The organism is Streptomyces gottesmaniae (assembly GCF_031845845.1).
GTDB classification, from domain to species: Bacteria; Actinomycetota; Actinomycetes; order Streptomycetales; family Streptomycetaceae; genus Streptomyces; species Streptomyces akebiae.
Window position 1 is genome coordinate 34,577 of record NZ_JAVRFJ010000007.1, and the last position, 16,271, is coordinate 50,847.

At 70.1% G+C, this 16,271-nt stretch carries 13 protein-coding genes and 1 tRNA gene; 5 read left to right on the forward strand and 9 right to left on the reverse strand.

The features are described from left to right. Positions 1–13: 13 nt before the first annotated feature. From RM704_RS10170 to RM704_RS10180, 3 genes are read right to left on the reverse strand one after another with little or no spacing between them, the layout of a single operon-like run. A complete protein-coding gene (locus RM704_RS10170) occupies positions 14–826 on the reverse strand; it encodes a TrmH family RNA methyltransferase (protein WP_311590489.1) in 813 nt (270 codons plus the stop codon). After that, positions 823–2,097 carry an HTTM domain-containing protein gene (locus tag RM704_RS10175; RefSeq protein WP_033530809.1) on the reverse strand — a complete coding sequence of 425 codons (1,275 nt, stop codon included), beginning with the start codon at positions 2,095–2,097 and terminating at the stop codon, positions 823–825. The genes RM704_RS10170 and RM704_RS10175 overlap by 4 nt, the downstream gene beginning before the upstream one ends. Positions 2,098–2,138: 41 nt before the next feature. After that, positions 2,139–3,146: a DUF5819 family protein gene (locus RM704_RS10180; protein ID WP_033530567.1), complete on the reverse strand. Its 1,008-nt coding sequence runs from the start codon at positions 3,144–3,146 to the stop codon at positions 2,139–2,141. A gap of 327 nt (positions 3,147–3,473) precedes the next feature. On the opposite strand from RM704_RS10180, the gene RM704_RS10185 reads away from it, so the two are divergent. Then, positions 3,474–4,616 (forward strand): acyl-CoA dehydrogenase family protein, encoded by a 1,143-nt coding sequence (locus RM704_RS10185; RefSeq protein WP_033530568.1) that lies wholly within the window; start codon positions 3,474–3,476, stop codon positions 4,614–4,616. A gap of 78 nt (positions 4,617–4,694) precedes the next feature. On the opposite strand, the gene RM704_RS10190 is transcribed toward RM704_RS10185, so the two are convergent. The 4 genes from RM704_RS10190 to RM704_RS10205 form a co-directional block, all read right to left on the reverse strand. Beyond that, positions 4,695–5,024, reverse strand: a complete 330-nt coding sequence (locus tag RM704_RS10190) for a rhodanese-like domain-containing protein (RefSeq protein WP_033530569.1) — start codon at positions 5,022–5,024, stop codon at positions 4,695–4,697. Positions 5,025–5,329: 305 nt separating this feature from the next. After that, positions 5,330–6,343: a hypothetical protein gene (locus tag RM704_RS10195; protein ID WP_033530570.1), complete on the reverse strand. Its 1,014-nt coding sequence runs from the start codon at positions 6,341–6,343 to the stop codon at positions 5,330–5,332. 191 nt (positions 6,344–6,534) lie between these two features. Next, positions 6,535–7,998: a DUF2252 domain-containing protein gene (locus tag RM704_RS10200; protein WP_033530810.1), complete on the reverse strand. Its 1,464-nt coding sequence runs from the start codon at positions 7,996–7,998 to the stop codon at positions 6,535–6,537. Between the two features lie 165 nt (positions 7,999–8,163). After that, positions 8,164–8,538, reverse strand: a complete 375-nt coding sequence (locus RM704_RS10205; RefSeq protein ID WP_033530571.1) for a winged helix-turn-helix transcriptional regulator — start codon at positions 8,536–8,538, stop codon at positions 8,164–8,166. Between the two features lie 101 nt (positions 8,539–8,639). On the opposite strand from RM704_RS10205, the gene RM704_RS10210 reads away from it, so the two are divergent. Next, complete coding sequence (locus RM704_RS10210) at positions 8,640–9,293, forward strand: FMN-dependent NADH-azoreductase (protein ID WP_033530572.1); 654 nt, start codon at positions 8,640–8,642, stop codon at positions 9,291–9,293. Positions 9,294–9,394: 101 nt separating this feature from the next. Here RM704_RS10210 and RM704_RS10215 read toward each other — a convergent pair whose 3' ends face one another. Then, on the reverse strand, positions 9,395–12,205 hold the full coding sequence (locus RM704_RS10215) for a beta-L-arabinofuranosidase domain-containing protein (RefSeq protein WP_033530573.1): 2,811 nt from the start codon (positions 12,203–12,205) through the stop codon (positions 9,395–9,397). Positions 12,206–12,649: 444 nt separating this feature from the next. Continuing rightward, a tRNA-Leu gene (locus tag RM704_RS10220) sits at positions 12,650–12,733 on the reverse strand. 485 nt (positions 12,734–13,218) lie between these two features. Here RM704_RS10220 and RM704_RS10225 point away from each other — a divergent pair. The 3 genes from RM704_RS10225 to RM704_RS10235 all read left to right on the forward strand — a co-directional run bounded on the left by RM704_RS10225 (position 13,219) and on the right by RM704_RS10235 (position 16,260). Then, entirely contained in the window at positions 13,219–14,061 is an 843-nt protein-coding gene (locus RM704_RS10225; RefSeq protein ID WP_033530574.1) for an FHA domain-containing protein, read from the forward strand. A 10-nt stretch (positions 14,062–14,071) separates the two neighbouring features. Then, positions 14,072–14,602: an FHA domain-containing protein FhaB/FipA gene (locus RM704_RS10230; RefSeq protein ID WP_033530575.1), complete on the forward strand. Its 531-nt coding sequence runs from the start codon at positions 14,072–14,074 to the stop codon at positions 14,600–14,602. Between the two features lie 128 nt (positions 14,603–14,730). Continuing rightward, the gene (locus RM704_RS10235) at positions 14,731–16,260 is read left to right on the forward strand and encodes a Stp1/IreP family PP2C-type Ser/Thr phosphatase (protein ID WP_311590490.1); all 1,530 of its coding nucleotides are present in this window, start codon (positions 14,731–14,733) and stop codon (positions 16,258–16,260) included. Positions 16,261–16,271 lie beyond the last annotated feature (11 nt).

A 16,271-nucleotide genomic window follows, 5' to 3' on the forward strand; every position in this document is an offset into this window, starting at 1 on the left:
CGGCGTCGCTGTCTCAGAACGAGCCCGCGCTCCAGTGGTACAGCGTCATCGCCACGCTCGTCGCCAGGTTGTAGCTGGACACCTGGGGACGCATGGGGAGCGACAGCAAGTGGTCGGCACGGGAGCGCAGTTCTGTGGAGAGACCGCTGCGTTCGGAGCCGAAGGCCAGGACGGCGTCGTCCGGGAGCTTCAGCCCCCGGATGTCGTCGCCCTCGGGATCGAGCGCGAAGAGGGGGCCCGGCGGCAGATCGGCCACACCCAGGCGCTCGACGGCGGTCGCGAAGTGCAGGCCCGCCCCACCGCGCACGACTGTGGGGTGCCAGGGATCCAGGGTGCCCGTGGTGACCACGCCGGTCGCGCCGAACCCGGCCGCCAGCCGGATCACGGCCCCCGCGTTGCCCAGGTTGCGCGGGTTGTCGAGCACGACGATCGGGGTGGTGCGCGGCGTACGGGCGAGCGTCGCCAGATGGGCCGCGCGCGAGGGACGTACGGCGAGGGCGGCGACGGCAGTGGGGTGCGGGCGTGCCACAAGGGTCCGGTACGTCTCCTCCGGGACCTCGTGGAGGAGGTCCGCGAGCCGGTCCCGGACGTCCGGGGCCAGGTCGTCGGCGAGGGCGAGCGCCGCCGCCCTGTCCACGGTGACGGCCACCGGCACCTCGGCGCCGAAGCGCACGGCGTGCTTGAGCGTGTGGAAACCGTCCAACAGGACGGCGGTGTCGACGAGGCGGCGCCAGGCTCGCACGGGGTCGCCGACCGGCCGGGCTCGCGGTCCACTCACCGCGTCGACCGCCGGTCGGTGCGCGGGTGCGCTCACCGGATCGTTCATGCGGTGAAGCCTACGTGGGGCTGCTCGGCCTCTCCTTCCTCCTGCTTCTCCCGCTTCTCCTGGGTGAGCGGAGGCTGTCCCGGGCCGCGCGGGCCCGGGATCGTACGGCCGCTCCTCGGCGGCACACGACGCATGACGCGGTCACGCGCGCGTGCCACCAGGCCACCCAGGCGCTTCAGGAAGGGCGTCGGCAGGAAGACGGCGTCGGCGGCGATCATCGCGAGCGAGAAGAACGGCAGCCCCAGCACGACGGCGATCACGGCGTGCTCGGTGATCATGACCGCCAGCAGGACGTTCTTGACCCGCCGGTTGAAGAGCGTGAACGGGAAGGCGACCTGCACGATCACCGTCCCGTAGGTCACCAGCATCACCATCGTGCCGCTGGACGACATCAGGTCGGAGAGCGCGGCCCAGGGCGAGAAGTAGTCCAGGTGGAACGGGTAGTAGGCGGCCGTGCCGTCCTGCCAGCGCGAGCCCTGGATCTTGTACCAGCCGGCCGCAGCGTAGATCAGACACGCCTCGGCCATGATCACGACCAGGGCGGCGTTGTGCGCGAGATTGCCGACGATGTCGAGCAGCGCACGCGGCTTGGTGTCCGACTCGATGCGTCCGGCGGCCCACCACAGGCCGTGCACCGCCCACAGCCCCCAGAAGAACGTGAGCCAGCCGCCCAGCAGGCCCCCGGGGACGAGACCGCCGAACGTCGACACCAGCAGCACGAAGCCGAGCACACCCCACAGGAGAGGGCCGACCAGATCCTCCCGCGCTCCGCCGTCCCGTTCCAGGCGCTCGCGCACGCGCCGCGCACGCCGTGCGTCCAGCGACCAGACCTGGGCGCAGCGGACGAAGACGAGATAGATCGCCATGAGATGGATGACGTTGTCGCCGCCGTCCCCCATGAAGACGCTGCGGTTCTGCAGCGAGAGGACGCCCACCATGAAGAGGACGCTCATGGCTCGGGTGCGCCAGCCGAGCAGCAGCAGGAAGGTCGACAGGATGGCGACGGCGTAGACGATCTCGAACCACACCATGCTGTCGGACCACATCAGCACCGTGAAGGCGTCGTTGTCCGCGATCAGCCGCTGGGCCAGCTCCCAGCTCCAGGGCCCGTCCGGGCCGTACAGCTCGCGCCGGTGCGGGAATTCACGCAACAGGAACAGCAGCCAGGTCGCGGAGAAGCCGATACGGATGATCGCGCTCTGGTACGGGCCCAGCGCCCGGTCGGTGACACGGGTGATGCCGTTGCCCGTCGCCGCGACGAGGCGGCCCATGGGGCTCACCGGCGGCACCGGGTGGGGCGGGGTCATGGAACTCATCCGGCGCTGGCCTCCGTCCGGCCGGTGGCGGCCCGGTCGGCGTCGGCCGCGTCGGCGGCAGCGTCCGTCCGGTCGTCGTCGGTCACCGACCACCAGGGCAGCTCACGGACGACGGGCTTGTCGGACACCTTTTCCTCGCTCCACTCGGGCGGCGGCACATTGGTGGTACGGGATCGGAGCTGGATCCGCTCGATCTCACCGCCGGGGCCGTCGGCCTGCTCACGGTCGAGGCGCATCACGACGATGCGGCGCACATAGCGCTCGGACAGATCGCCGCGCGACGAGGTGGCGCGGTGCTCGCCGTCGTGCGTGGCGGTGTAGAAGTCCCAGGCCCGACGCAGTTCGTTCTGCTGGGTGTGGCTGGGCGCCGGATTGTGGTCGATCGCGGCGCCGTCCAGCGCCGACAGGTCGTACCAGCCGGTCGTGCGCACCTCTCCGTCAGCGGTACGGACCTCGGCGCGCGCCTGCACCGCGATGTTCTGCTGCAGCGGGTTCGGCGCGAACAGCTTCCAGTTCTGCTCGAACTCCGGGTAGACCCATGCGTCCACCGCCCGGCCGTGCTGTTTCGTCAACGTGTTCGAGGGGGCTATGTGCAGAAACACCAGCCCGAGATGCGCACAGGCCGCCACGGCCACGATCGCGAGCACCAGTGCCACGGCGATCTGGTACGGCAGGGTCAGCGCGGCGATACCGGAGGCCGGCTGCGCCGGCCCGGCTATCCGCTCCGGTCGCGAGTGCGGGGACGACTCCGTCGGCGAATCGTCCGGTGGTCCCGACGACGCATCCGACGCTGACGGCGAAACCGGTGATCCTTGTGATCCCGGTGACCCCGGTGACGAATCCGATGGTGACCGAGGCAGCGGCAGGGGCGGAGGCAGGACGCTCGGGGCCCGGTTCTCACCGGACGGGCGCCCCCTCTGCGGTGTATCGCTCGCGGAGGCCGCGTCGCCCTCGGGCTCGTCCGGCCCTCGCCGGGCGTTCGAGACCTCGTCGTTCGCGTCCATTGCGCCCAGCTCCCCGATTCCCACTACCCGGTCGACTTCCCCACCGGAACTTACTCAGCCGCACACCTCCGGCACAGCCCCGAATGGCCACAGCAGTCACATCGTCACACCGCTCACACGGCACCCATGAGGTTATCCACAGCGGGGGACACCTTACGGCGCGGTGTGGTCCGCTTCTCTTCCGACAGCCGCGCCGACCACGCCCCCGCCTGTCCGACCTGGCGTTCGTCGCCCGGCCACCGCCTCGGCCCCCTCACGCCATTCCCTTCTTCTAGAACCTGTTCTATCTTGACGCCCCGTCATCGGCGAAACGGAAGGGGCGGGACCGTGGACTTCACGTTCACCGAGGAGCAACATGCGGCGGCCGAGGCGGCGAGGGCGGTGTTCGCCGGGGTCGCGCCGGACGGTGTGCCCAGCCCGTCGCTCGTGCCGGGGGCGGTGGCCGACGACTTCGACCGGGCCCTGTGGGCGAAGCTCGCCGACGCGGACCTGCTCAGCCTGTTGCTCGACCCCGCGTACGGAGGGTCGGGACTCGACCCGATCGCGCTGTGCCTGGTCCTGCGCGAGTCGGCGAAGGTGCTGGCCAGGGGCCCACTGCTGGAGAACAGCGCGGCGGCCGTGGCCGTGCAGGCCCATGGGAGCGAGGAGCTGAAGGCGGAGCTGCTCGCGCGCGTCGGCAGGGGCGAGGTCGTCCTGACCGTCGCCGCGCACGGCCGCACGGGCCACGATCCGGCCGAACTCGCGGTGACCGCCCGCCGGGACGAAGGCGGCGTCTGGGTCCTGGACGGCGTGCAGACGGCGGTGCCCTGGGCCCACAACGCGGACTTCATCGTCGTCCCCGCGACGCTCGCGGCCGCCGACGGCCGTGCCGTGCTCGCCCTCGTCCCCCGCCGCCACGCAGGGGTGACACTCGCCGAGCAGATCTCCACCACCGGTGAACGGCTCGCGGAGCTGCGCCTGGACGCGACACGGATCGCCGACCGGGATGTCCTCGACGCGGAGGGCGTGTGGGAACGGCTGCGGGAGCTGCTGACCACCGGCACATGCGCGCTGGCGCTCGGCCTGGGCGAAAGGGTCCTCGGCATGACCAGCGAGTACGCCGGCAAGCGCGAACAGTTCGGCTTCCCGATCGCCTCGTTCCAGGCCGTCGCCGTACAGGCCGCCGACCGCTTCATCGACCTGCGCGCGATGGAGGCGACACTGTGGCAGGCCGCCTGGCGCGTCACCTCGGGCGCGGGAGGTGCGCTGCCCGCCTCCGGAGATGTCGCCGTGGCCAAGATCTGGGCCTCGGAGGGAGTACGACGGGTGGTACAGACCGCACAGCATCTGCACGGGGGCTTCGGCGCCGACGTCGACTATCCCCTGCACCGCTATCACGCCTGGGCCAAGCAGCTCGAACTGTCGCTGGGCCCCGCAGCGGCCCACGAGGAGGCCCTCGGGGACCTTCTGGCGGCACACCCCATGAGCTGAGGCGTCACGCACGCCTCGACGCGGGGCGCGCACGTCCGATCCGCACGTCTCTCCGCGCGCCCCGACCCGCCGCGTCCCCTAGAGAACGAAGCCCGTCCCACCCTTGTCGTCCACCACCGGACGGCCGACGGCCGCCCACACCTGCATGCCACCGTCGACGTTCACGGCGTCGATGCCCTGCTGGACGAGATAGTTGGTGACCTGCGCCGAACGCCCGCCCGAGCGGCAGATCACATGGACCCTGCCGTCCTGCGGCGCCGCCTCGGTGAACTCGCCGTAGCGCGCCACGAACTCGCTGATGGGGATGTGCAGCGCCCCTTCGGCATGACCCGCCTGCCACTCGTCGTCCTCCCGGACGTCCAGCAGGAAGTCGTCGTCCTTGAGGTCTCCGACCTCGACCGTGGGCACACCCGCTCCGAAATGCATGCCTCCGACGCTACCCGACCGAACGGCCGACGTCCGAAGCCACCGGCAGCCCGAGCGATCCCATCGGTCGGAGCAGGCGGAGCAATCCGATCAGCTCCGTCGGTGGAGACGGGGCAGTCAGGGCAACCAGAGCAGCCAGAGCAGCCAGAGCAAGCGGACCAACCCGATCAGTTCGACCAGAACAAGGCCGCCCCCGGGCAGGCCGACCGCCCCGCCTCAGCACCGCAAACGCCTCGGCCGCCGCAACCACCCAACTACCGCGATCGCCCCGACGGTCCCTGCCCTCCCTACCCGTCCTGGCCGACCAACCCCGCCAGCTCCGCCTCACGCTGTTCGACCTCCGCCAGCAACTGGTCGGCGATCTCGTCGAGGAGGCGGTCCGGGTCGTCCGGCGCGAGGCGGAGCATCGAGCCGATGGCGCCCTCTTCCAGCTCACGGGCGAGGAGCGCGAGAAGCTCCTTGCGCTGGGCGAGCCATTCCAGCCGGGCGTAGAGCTCCTCGGCACGACTCGGCCTGCGCTCCTCCGGCACCGGCCCGGCCGCCCACTCCTCGGACAGCTCACGCAACAGCACCTCGTCACCACGGCCGTACGCGGCGTTCACGCGGGCTATGAACTCGTCCCGCCGTTCCCGCTCCTTGTCGTCACGCGCCAGGTCGGGGTGCGCCTTGCGAACCAGCTCGCGGTAGAGCCTGCGGGCCTCGTCACTCGGACGCACCCTCTCCGGGGACCGTACGGGCTGGTCGGTGAGCATGGCCGCCGCCTCGGGGAACAGGCCCTCCGAGTCCATCCAGCCGTGGAACAGCTCCTCCACACCCGGCATGGGCATGACCCGAGCTCGCGCTTCCTGCGCCTTGCGCACGTCCTCGGGGTCACCGGTGCGCGCCGCCTTCGCCTCGGCGATCTGGGCGTCCAGCTCGTCCAGCCGCGCGTACATGGGGCCGAGCTTCTGGTGATGCAACCGGGAGAAGTTCTCGACCTCGACCCGGAAGGTCTCCACGGCGATCTCGTACTCGATCAACGCCTGCTCGGCCGCCCGCACGGCCCGCTCCAGCCGCTCCTCGGGCCGCCCGGAACTCGTGCCCCCGGCGTCACCCGCACGGTCGGCGGATGCCGGAGCCTCAACAGACACCTGCGCCTCGTCAGCCATCGACGCCTCGTCAGCCACCGGGGCCTCAGCAGACGTGTCGCCCTCGGCGGACGACGTCGCTTCGCCGGGCTCGGTGCTCGCGTCGGGCTCCGCGGTCTCCACGGGCTCGGTGGAGCGCTCGGACGGTGTCTGGTCGGCTTCCGGGGTCGTCACCCGACCCAGCCTAGGCCACGGCCCCCGGCCGAACCGAAAGCCACCGGACACCCGGCCTTCGCGCATCCATGCGAGCACCCGGAGACCCCTGGCCGCCCTCTCGGCCCACCCCCGTCACCCCTGCCCTCAAACCATCCCCTTCGCAATCCGCCCTGCCCTCAGACCCCCGCCCCTCCGCGGTCCACCCTGCCTCAGACCCCCGTCTCCGCCGCGATCCGCCCTGCCCGCACCGCCGCCACCAGGTCCGCGTGATCCGCCTCCGTGCGGTCCGCGTAGGTGACGGCGAACGTGGCCGTCGCCTCGTCGAGTTCGTCGTTCTTGCCGCAGTAGCCGGCGAGAAGGCGGGGGTCGGCGCTGTGGGCGTGGGCGCGGGCGAGGAGGGCGCCCGTCATGCGGCCGTAGTCGTCGAGCTGGTCGGAGGCCAGGGCGGCGGGGTCGACACTGCCCTTGCGGTTGCGGAACTGGCGAACCTGGAAGGGGAGTCCGTCGACCGTGGTCCAGCCCAGCAGTATGTCGCTGACGACCTGCATACGCTTCTGGCCGAGGACCACCCGGCGCCCCTCGTGGTCCACCTCCGGCACCTCGAAGCCGACAGTCGCCAGGTGCGGTTCGAGTGCCGAGGGGCGGGCCTCCTTCACCTGGAGGACGAGCGGTTCACCGCGGTGGTCCAAGAGCAGGACGACGTACGAGCGGGTGCCCACACTGCCCGTGCCGACCACGCGGAACGCCACGTCCTGCACGGCGTACCGGGCGAGCAGCGGGTGGCGGTCCTCCGAGAGCGTGGTCAGGTACTGCGTCAGGGAGGTGGCCACGACGGCGGCCTCCTTGTCGTCCACGCGTCGTAGCACCGGCGGGGCGTCCACGAAGTGGCGGCCGCCGCCCTCCACCTGCCTGGTCGCCTTGGCCGCGAAACGGCCGCTGGTGTTGGCGCGCGCCTTCTCCGCCACCCGCTCCAGCGTGCCCAGCAGGTCGTGTGCGTCGGTGTAGGAGACCAGTTCCTCGTCGGCGATGGCGTTCCACGCGTCGAGTGCCGAGAGCTTGGCGAGGAGCCTCATGGTGCGCCGGTAGGCGCCCGTCGCGTCGTACGCCGCCTTGCGGCAGACGTCTTCGTCGGCGCCCCCTTCTCGGCCGGCGAGCACCAGCGAGGCGGCGAGACGCTTGAGGTCCCACTCCCAGGGGCCGTGCACGGTCTCGTCGAAGTCGTTGAGGTCGATGACGAGTTCGCCGCGGGCGTCCCCGTACAGGCCGAAGTTGGCCGCGTGGGCATCGCCGCAGATCTGGGCTCCGATGCCGGTGATGGGCGTACGGGCCAGGTCATGGGCCATGAGGCCCGCCGAGCCGCGCAGGAACGCGAAGGGGCTGGCCGCCATCCTGCCGACCCGTATCGGGGTGAGCTCGGGGATCCGGCCGCGATTGGACTCCTCGACCGCGGAGACCGCGTCCGGACGGTCCGTGGTGAGCGTGAGGTCCGCGTGCGCACTGCGAGGCACCCGTGTGCGCAGCGCCTTGCCCTCGTCCTTGGGCGACCCCACCGCGGGCCACCGGGCGAACCCCGTCACCGCCGGCACCCGCGCAGCGGCCGACGGTGCCACGGCCGCCACCGCGCCCTGCCCGGATCCCGCCGACTCCGATCCGGCCCCAGCCCCCGCCGTCATCACACCGACCTCGGTCACAGCGACCGCCTCCCCCGCACCCGTCCACGCCCGAACATCAACTCGTGACGACGGTACAGCCGGTGGCCGAAACGCGTCAGACCCTGTGGACAACTCGGTGCCACACCCGTCCACACCTGTGGAAAACCAGTTCCGACCGCCGCTCCACTACCGTGCCGTCCCCGCGCACGGCCAGCTCTTCGGCAGATGGATCATGGCCCAGTCCTGGAGCTCCTGGAGCGCTGGTTCCAGCGCGGCCCCGGCCGCCGTCAGCCGATAGACGACACGTAGCGGCGGCCCTTCGTCGACCTCGCGCGCCACCAGCCCGGCCGAGCCGAGTTCGGTGAGCCGGTCGGAGAGCATGCGCTCGCTGATCCCGGGGATCGCCCTGCGCAGGTCGACGAAGTGGGCCGGGTGCGGCAGCAGCGCGGCCACGATCAGCCCCGTCCAGCGCTTGCCGAGCAGGGAGAACACCCGGGTGATGCCGTCGTCGACCTGTCGGCACGGCCCGGCGCCGTGGACGTCCCGCTGCTGCTCAGCCATGGAGCAAGGGTACTGGCCTGTCCATAGGGGGTGAAAAAAAGTAAGTGACTATGTTATCTCTAGTCGAGTACGAAAACGCAGTCACCTCTCTGGAGTACTCCATGGCCACCTTGTTGCACTTGGACTCGTCCGTGTTTCCCGCCGCCGCCTCGACGTCGCGCACGGTGACGGAGACCTTCCGCAAGGCATGGGAGGAGCAGCATCCGGACGGCACGGTGATCTATCGCGACCTGCACGCCGATCCCGTGCCGCACCTCGGCGCCGACGCGCACACCGCCGGCTTCGCCGACCCGGCCACACACACCCCGGAGCAGGCCGCGGCCTTCGCCGAGCGGGAGAAGCTCATCGTGGAGCTGGAGCAGGCGGACGCGATCCTGATCGGCGCGCCCATGTACAACTTCTCGATCCCGTCCACCCTCAAGGCATGGCTGGACAACGTGCTCCTCATCGGCCGCACCGCCATGAACCCGGACTCCAAGACGCAGGGGACCCCGGTCACGGTCGTCGCCAGCCGCGGCGGCTCCTACGCTCCCGGCACGCCGCGCGAGTCGATGGAGTACGTGCAGAACTACCTGACGGCGGTCCTCTCCGACACCCTCGGCCTGGACGTCGACTTCATCGTCCCGGAGCTCACGATGGCTCGGCACAATCCCGCGATGAGCGAGCTGATCCCGCTCTCGGAGTCCTCCCGTGCCAAGGCCCTGGAGGACGCGGTCGTCAAGGCCAAGAGCCTGGCCGACCGCCTCGCCGCCTAGTTCCTGTGGAACGCGAGGGGCGGCCGCCCAGCCAGGGAACGGCCGCCCTTGTGGTCGGCCTTCGTGACCACGTGTTGTCGCATACGCGCCCCCTCGAGCCCTCAGGCCGCGTACGTGGCGTTCTGGGCCGTGGTCACCACCTTCTGGCCGTCGCCCTGGCCCAGCAGCCCGGCCGACACCCAGGAGGCGACGGTCGCCCGCACCCGCGCCACCAGCGCGCTCTTGTCGGCGAACGGCGCCCCGGCCCAGATCTCGTCCAACAGGGTCGTCCCGTCGGACTTCGCCGGGTTGGCGACGCCCGAGTCGGTGCCTCCGAGGACGACCTTCGGCTCGGAGCGCCTGACGTAGGCGTGGGTCGGATCCTCGCTCCCCTCGTGGAAGGGAGCGAATTCGGTGCCGTCCACCGTGTAGTGCAGCGGCTTTCCGCTCACCGGCGCGAGGGAGGGCAGCAGGTCACCGGAGAGCCCCGCGTTGCGGTACAGCCCGACCGACAGATAACTCGTGGCACTGTTCCTGCCGACCAGGTTGACCGGTCCGTAGAACAGCGTCTGCAGCGACGGGTCGTCGAGCGCCTTCTCCACCCGCAGCCGGAACGGGATCGTCACACGTACGACGTCGCCGGCGCGCCAGGTGCGGGAGGGGATCGTGAAGTAGCTCCCGGCTGCCGGAGTACCGCTCACCGCACTGCCGTTGACGGTCACCCGGAAACCGGCGGTGGCCCACGAGGGCACCCGAAGCCGCAGTGCGAAGGCCGCGCTGCCGCCCCCGACGGTGATCGTGGAGCCCTGCTCGCGCGGATAGTCGGTGCTCTGGGCGATCGTCACACCCTTCGCGGACCAGTTCAGCGTGGCCGCGCTGTACAGGTTGACGTACAGCGCGCTGCCGTCGGCCTCGGCGAAGTACACCGAGTCCTGGTACTTGGTGGCGCTCTCCATGCCGGTGCCCTCGCAGCAGGTGGTGCCCTGCTTGGGGGTGTAATCGCGCACGTGACCAGGCTTCAGCCCGATGAAGTACGTGACCAGCGGTTTCTCGGCGTCGGCCTTGTCCTGCTTGGAGCCGAGGACCTGATTGAGCAGGGCCCGCTCGTAGTAGTCCATGTACTTCGGGTCCTGCTCGTGGAAGAACAGGCTCCGGCTCAGCTTGAGCAGGTTGTACGCGCAGCAGGTCTCGGCGTTGGTGTCGCTGATCGTTCCCGAGATGACCCCGCGAGCCTTCCAGAACTCGGCCGTACTGGTGCCGCCGATCCCGTACATGCGCTGCGGGATCACCATGCCCCAGAAGTTCTTCGCGGCGGTCAGATAGCGCGTCTCGCCCGTGACGTCGTACAGCCGCGTGAGCCCGGTGAAGATCGGGATGTGCTGGTTGGCGTGCAGACCGTCGAGCGTGTCCGAGTTCGCGGCACAGGCGTCGATGAGCTTGTCCAGGTCGAACAGCCGGGCCAGGGCCAGGTGCTCCGCCTTGCCGGTGATCGCGTACAGGTCGACGATCGCCTCGACCAGACCGCCGTACTCACCGCTGGAGAAGATGCCCCACATCCGCTGCAGCGTGGCGTCCGGCAGCTTCGACAGCCTGGAGTACATCCAGTCGCACAGGCCGGAGGCCAGGTCGAGCGCCCGTGCGTCGTCGACGTGGAGATACGCGTCCAGCAGACCCCGAAGGATCTTGTGGGCCGTGTAGTACGGCGCCCACACGCGCGTGTAGTCGCCGCTGGTCATGGACTCCAGCTCGATGAACTGCGTCTCCGGGTAAGCGGCCAGGAATCCGGCATGACTGGGCGCGCCCCAGGTGCGGCGGAGCGTGGCGGTCAGACCACGCCCGGAGCCGTCCGCGAAGGTGCCGCCGCTCGTCTCGAAGAAGTCGTACGAGGCCAGATCGCCCCGGCCCGCCGAGGAGGCCGAGGCACGAGTGCTCTGGAGGGAGGTGATCTCAGTGGCCGTCAGCGCCCGCGACCAGACGTTGAACTCGTCGAACGCTCCCGCGAAGACGGGGTCGGTCGAGAAATTGGACCGCCCCAGCCAGTTGTTCGTCAGGGTGCCGAGAGCGGCCGGGGTGAGGGACATCGACGTGTTCCGCGCCACGGCCGTGCCGTTGACGTAGAGCGTGCCGGTGCCGCCGCCGATCGTGACCGCGAGATGGCTCCACTGGTCGAGCGGCAGCGCGGCGGTGCCGTTGAGCCCCTGCTCGCCGCCGGGCCCGGTGGTGGTGACGGCGAAGCGCGGGACGCCGCCGGCGTTCCGGGCTGCCAGGTACATGTAGCGGGTGGTGTTGTCGCCGAAGTCGAAGACGCGGGTCCAGTTGGCGTTGTGGGTGGGCTTCACCCAGGTCGACAGCGTGATCGCCGAGGCGCCGCCGAGGACGGTGTTCGGCAGGTCGACGTACTGGTAGGAGCCCCGGGGATTCTCCTGGGCGGTGCCGAACTTCCCGGTGACAGCGAGCATGCGGGGGTCGGTGCGCAGCGCGGCGCGCACCTCGGTCAGGGCGCCGATCATGTAGCGGATCTTGTCGGCGTAGGCCGTGTCCTTGGTGCCGGCGTAGGCCTGGGCGAGCATCGTCAGGAAGTGCCCGGTGTAGTGGCCGCGGAGATTGCCGTTGGCCTCGCCGTCCAGTCCCTCCCAGCCGCCGGGGGCGACCGCGCCCTTGGTGGAGAGTCCCGCGTTGGCGCGGAAGACCTGCAACAGCCGGTCGACGTCGTAGCCGCGGCCGTGGTCGAGCATCAGCTGACGTTTGGCGGCGAAAAGGCCCTGGCCGAGCGTCACGTCCTTGAGCTCGAAGGGCCGCACCGACCAGGCGGACGGCGTCGGGACCGTGGCGGCGACCGCCCGGCCACCGCCCGTCCCCAGGGAGACCCCGGGTACGGCCGCGGCGAGAATCGCGGACTGGAGGAGGAAACGTCTGGAGAGGGGCGGTGCCATGTGCGCCTCGTCTCTGGCAGGGGTGGGGTGTCGGACAAAGCGAGCTCATGTTCGAAATTGCGAACGCTGTGCGAATTCCCGACCAGAAGATAGGTATGCGGCAAGCGAGCGTCAACGGTTCTGACGGGTTTCCCGAGACCAACAACCGATATCGCAAGCCCAGTTGCTTGCCCTCGGCACCGTTTCACGTGAAACATCGTTCATGCCCACATCTACGACGATTCACGTCCTGCTGACTCCGCCGGCACCCCGACCGCGCACACCGAGCTCGGCACGCCCCCACGCCGTCCCGCACCACCGGAAGCCGAAAGCCCTTACGGAATCTCCTGAGAGACTCCTCACACTTCAGGGGCCCCGCACGGCCGGCAGCCCCGCCGCTCAGTACGCAGGTCTGACGACAAAAAGAAGCGGTCCCATCGTGATCACGATGGGACCGCTTCGCTGTGCGCGAGGGGGGAGTTGAACCCCCACGCCCTTGCGGGCACTGGAACCTGAATCCAGCGCGTCTGCCTATTCCGCCACCCGCGCATTGGGTGTGTCCTCAGGCCCCGTTCCTTGCGGTGCTGGGGCCTTCCGACATCGAGAAGATTAGCACGCTGGAGAGGGTGGCTTCACATCCCTTGTTCGCGGTGGACCCCACGCCACACCGCCGATACCGGCCGACCAGTACGGACCGAACACACGCCCGCTTCTGTCACGTATCAACGGGTGCTGGTTCACGTATCAACCTCGTACCGGTCCCGGCCATCTCCACGGGAGAGGGACGGGGCGCACAGTCCGGTGCGGGACACTGGTCTCGCGCCGCCTCTACGATCCTTGGCAGAGTTCGGGCGGGGTAGTTCGAAGACGAGCTCCGATGGGAATCCGGGAGAGGACTTCAGTGGGCGTCGAGGCCGGGTGACACCGGTCGACCGGGCCGACAGGGGGAACCAGCCGATTTCCCGGCGCGTGGATACGATCAGTAAGCAGTACCGATGCGGTACGCAGAGCGGTGACGACGGAGGAGGTGCCCCATGGGAGTCCTGAAGAAGTTCGAGCAACGTCTCGAAGGTCTGGTCAACGGCACCTTCGCCAAGGTCTTCAAGTCCGAGGTCCAACCCGTGGAGATCGCGGGAGCACTCCAGCGGGAGTGCGACAACAACGCGACCATCTGGAACCGCGACCGTACGGTCGTCCCCAACGACTTCATCGTGGAGCTGAGCACGCCCGACTTCGAGCGCCTCAGCCCCTACTCCGGCCAGCTCGGCGACGAGCTCGCCGGCATGGTGCGCGACTACGCCAAGCAGCAGCGCTACACGTTCATGGGCCCCATCAAGGTCCACCTGGAGAAGGCCGACGACCTCGACACCGGTCTGTACCGGGTGCGCAGTCGTACGCTCGCCTCCTCCACCAATCAGCAGGCCCCTTCGGGCGCGGCCCCGGCGAGCCCCGCCGCGGGCCGTCCCGGCGGCTACGGCTACCCGCCCACCGCGGCACCCGCGGGTGCCCCGCCCATGCCGGCCACGCCGCCGCCCGGCGGTGGCCGCCCCGCCCCTCTCGGCCAGCGGCCGACCGCCGCTCCGGCGGGCGGGGGGCGCACGCGCTACTGGATCGAGATCAACGGCACCCGCCATCAGATCTCCCGCCCGACGCTGGTGCTGGGGCGCAGCACCGAAGCCGACGTGCGGATCGACGACCCCGGCGTCTCCCGCCGGCACTGCGAGATCCGGACCGGAACGCCCTCGACGATCCAGGATCTCGGATCCACCAACGGCATCGTGGTGGACGGGCAGCACACCACCCGCGCTACGCTCCGCGACGGCTCGCGGATCGTCGTGGGCAGCAGCACCATCATTTACCGGCAAGCCGAAGGGTGAAGCGGGGGCAATGTCAGAGCTGACCCTCACGGTCATGCGGCTGGGTTTCCTGGCCGTACTGTGGCTGTTCGTGATCGTGGCCGTGCAGGTCATCCGCAGCGACCTGTTCGGTACGCGTGTCACCCAGCGGGGGTCGCGCCGGGAGAGCGCGCGGCCACAGGCGGCCGCCCGCCAGGCCGCGCCCCCGCAGCAGCGCGGCCAGCAGCCCGCACCCCCCGCCGGCGGTGGCGGCCGACGCGGGCGCAACGCCCCGACCAAGCTCGTCGTGAGCGAGGGCACCCTGACGGGGACGACCGTGACGCTCCAGGGACAGACCATCACCCTGGGCCGCGCACACGACTCCACGATCGTGCTGGACGACGACTACGCCTCCAGCCGGCATGCCCGGATCTACCCGGACCGCGACGGCCAGTGGATCGTCGAGGACCTGGGATCCACCAACGGCACGTATCTCGACCGGAACCGACTGACGACTCCCACGCCGATTCCGCTGGGCGCGCCGATCCGCATCGGCAAGACCGTCATCGAGCTGCGGAAGTAGTGCTACATCATGAGTAGGCGCGAGCGGAGCGAGCACGCAGGGGCAGCCCCCACCAGGGCTCCCGGCGCGCTCCCGACCGGAGGGTGGGCACCGTGCGGATGTACCCGGAGCCGACGGGCGAGGTGCGCATGAGTCTGTCACTGCGCTTCGCCGCCGGATCGCACAAAGGCATGATCCGCGAGGGCAACGAGGACTCGGGCTACGCCGGTCCGCGGCTGCTCGCGATCGCCGACGGCATGGGCGGTCAGGCGGCCGGTGAGGTCGCCTCCTCCGAGGTGATCTCCACCCTCGTCACGCTCGACGACGACATCCCCGGCTCCGACATCCTCACCTCCCTCGGCACCGCCGTGCAGCGCGCCAACGACCAGCTGCGCGCGATGGTCGAGGAGGACCCGCAGCTGGAGGGCATGGGCACCACGCTCACCGCCCTGCTGTGGACCGGCCAGCGGCTCGGTCTCGTACATGTCGGCGACTCCCGCGCCTACCTCCTCAGGGACGGCGTCCTCACCCAGATCACCCAGGACCACACCTGGGTGCAGCGTCTGGTCGACGAGGGCCGCATCACCGAGGAGGAGGCCACCACCCACCCGCAGCGCTCCCTGCTGATGCGCGCGCTGGGCAGCGGTGACCATGTGGAGCCGGACCTCTCCATTCGCGAGGTCCGAGCCGGCGACCGGTACCTGATCTGCTCCGACGGCCTGTCCGGCGTGGTGTCCCACCAGACGATGGAGGACACCCTCGCCAGCTACCAGGGCCCGCAGGAGACCGTGCAGGAGCTGATCCAGCTCGCGCTGCGCGGCGGCGGACCGGACAACATCACGGTCATCGTCGCCGACGTCCTCGACCTCGACACCGGAGACACCCTCGCCGGGCAGCTCTCCGACACCCCGGTCGTGGTCGGTGCCGTCGCGGAGAACCAGCTCCACCTCCAGGACAACGGCATCATGCAGACCCCCGCCGGCCGGGCCTCCGGTCTCGGCCGTCAGGGGCACGGACAGGGCGGCGGCGAGTTCGGCCCGCCCGGCTCCGGCGACACCACCGGGTACATGCCCGCGGCGGGCAGCTTCGGCGACTACTCCGACGACGACTTCGTCAAGCCGCGCAAGAAGCGCAGGTGGCTGAAGAGATCCTTCTTCGGCATCCTCGCCCTCGCCGTGGTCGGCGGGGGCCTGTACGGCGGTTACCGCTGGACGCAGACGCAGTACTACGTCGGCTCCAAGGACGACCACGTGGCGCTGTACCGCGGCATCAGCCAGGACCTGGCCTGGATCTCGCTCTCGAAGGTCGAGAAGGACCACCCCGAGATCGAACTCAAGTACCTGCCGCCCTACCAGCAGAAGCTGGTCGAGGCCACGATCGCCGAGGGCGGTCTGGGCGACGCCCGGAAGAAGATCGAGGAGCTGTCCACCCAGGCGTCGGCGTGCAAGAAGAACGCCGAGCGCCGCGAGGCGGCGGACAGCAATGCCAAGACGGGCGAGGGCGAGGCCGGCGGAGTCACGGGAACCACGAAGACCTCCCTCACGTCCAAGGCCACACCGTCCCCGACGTCGACACCGTCGACGTCCCCGACCCCGAACCAGACCGCACCCACACCGTCGGCCGGCCCCACCCTCTCGGAGGAGGAGCAGGAGCTGGTCTCACGGTGCGGTGAGCAGTAGGCAAGCCGCGA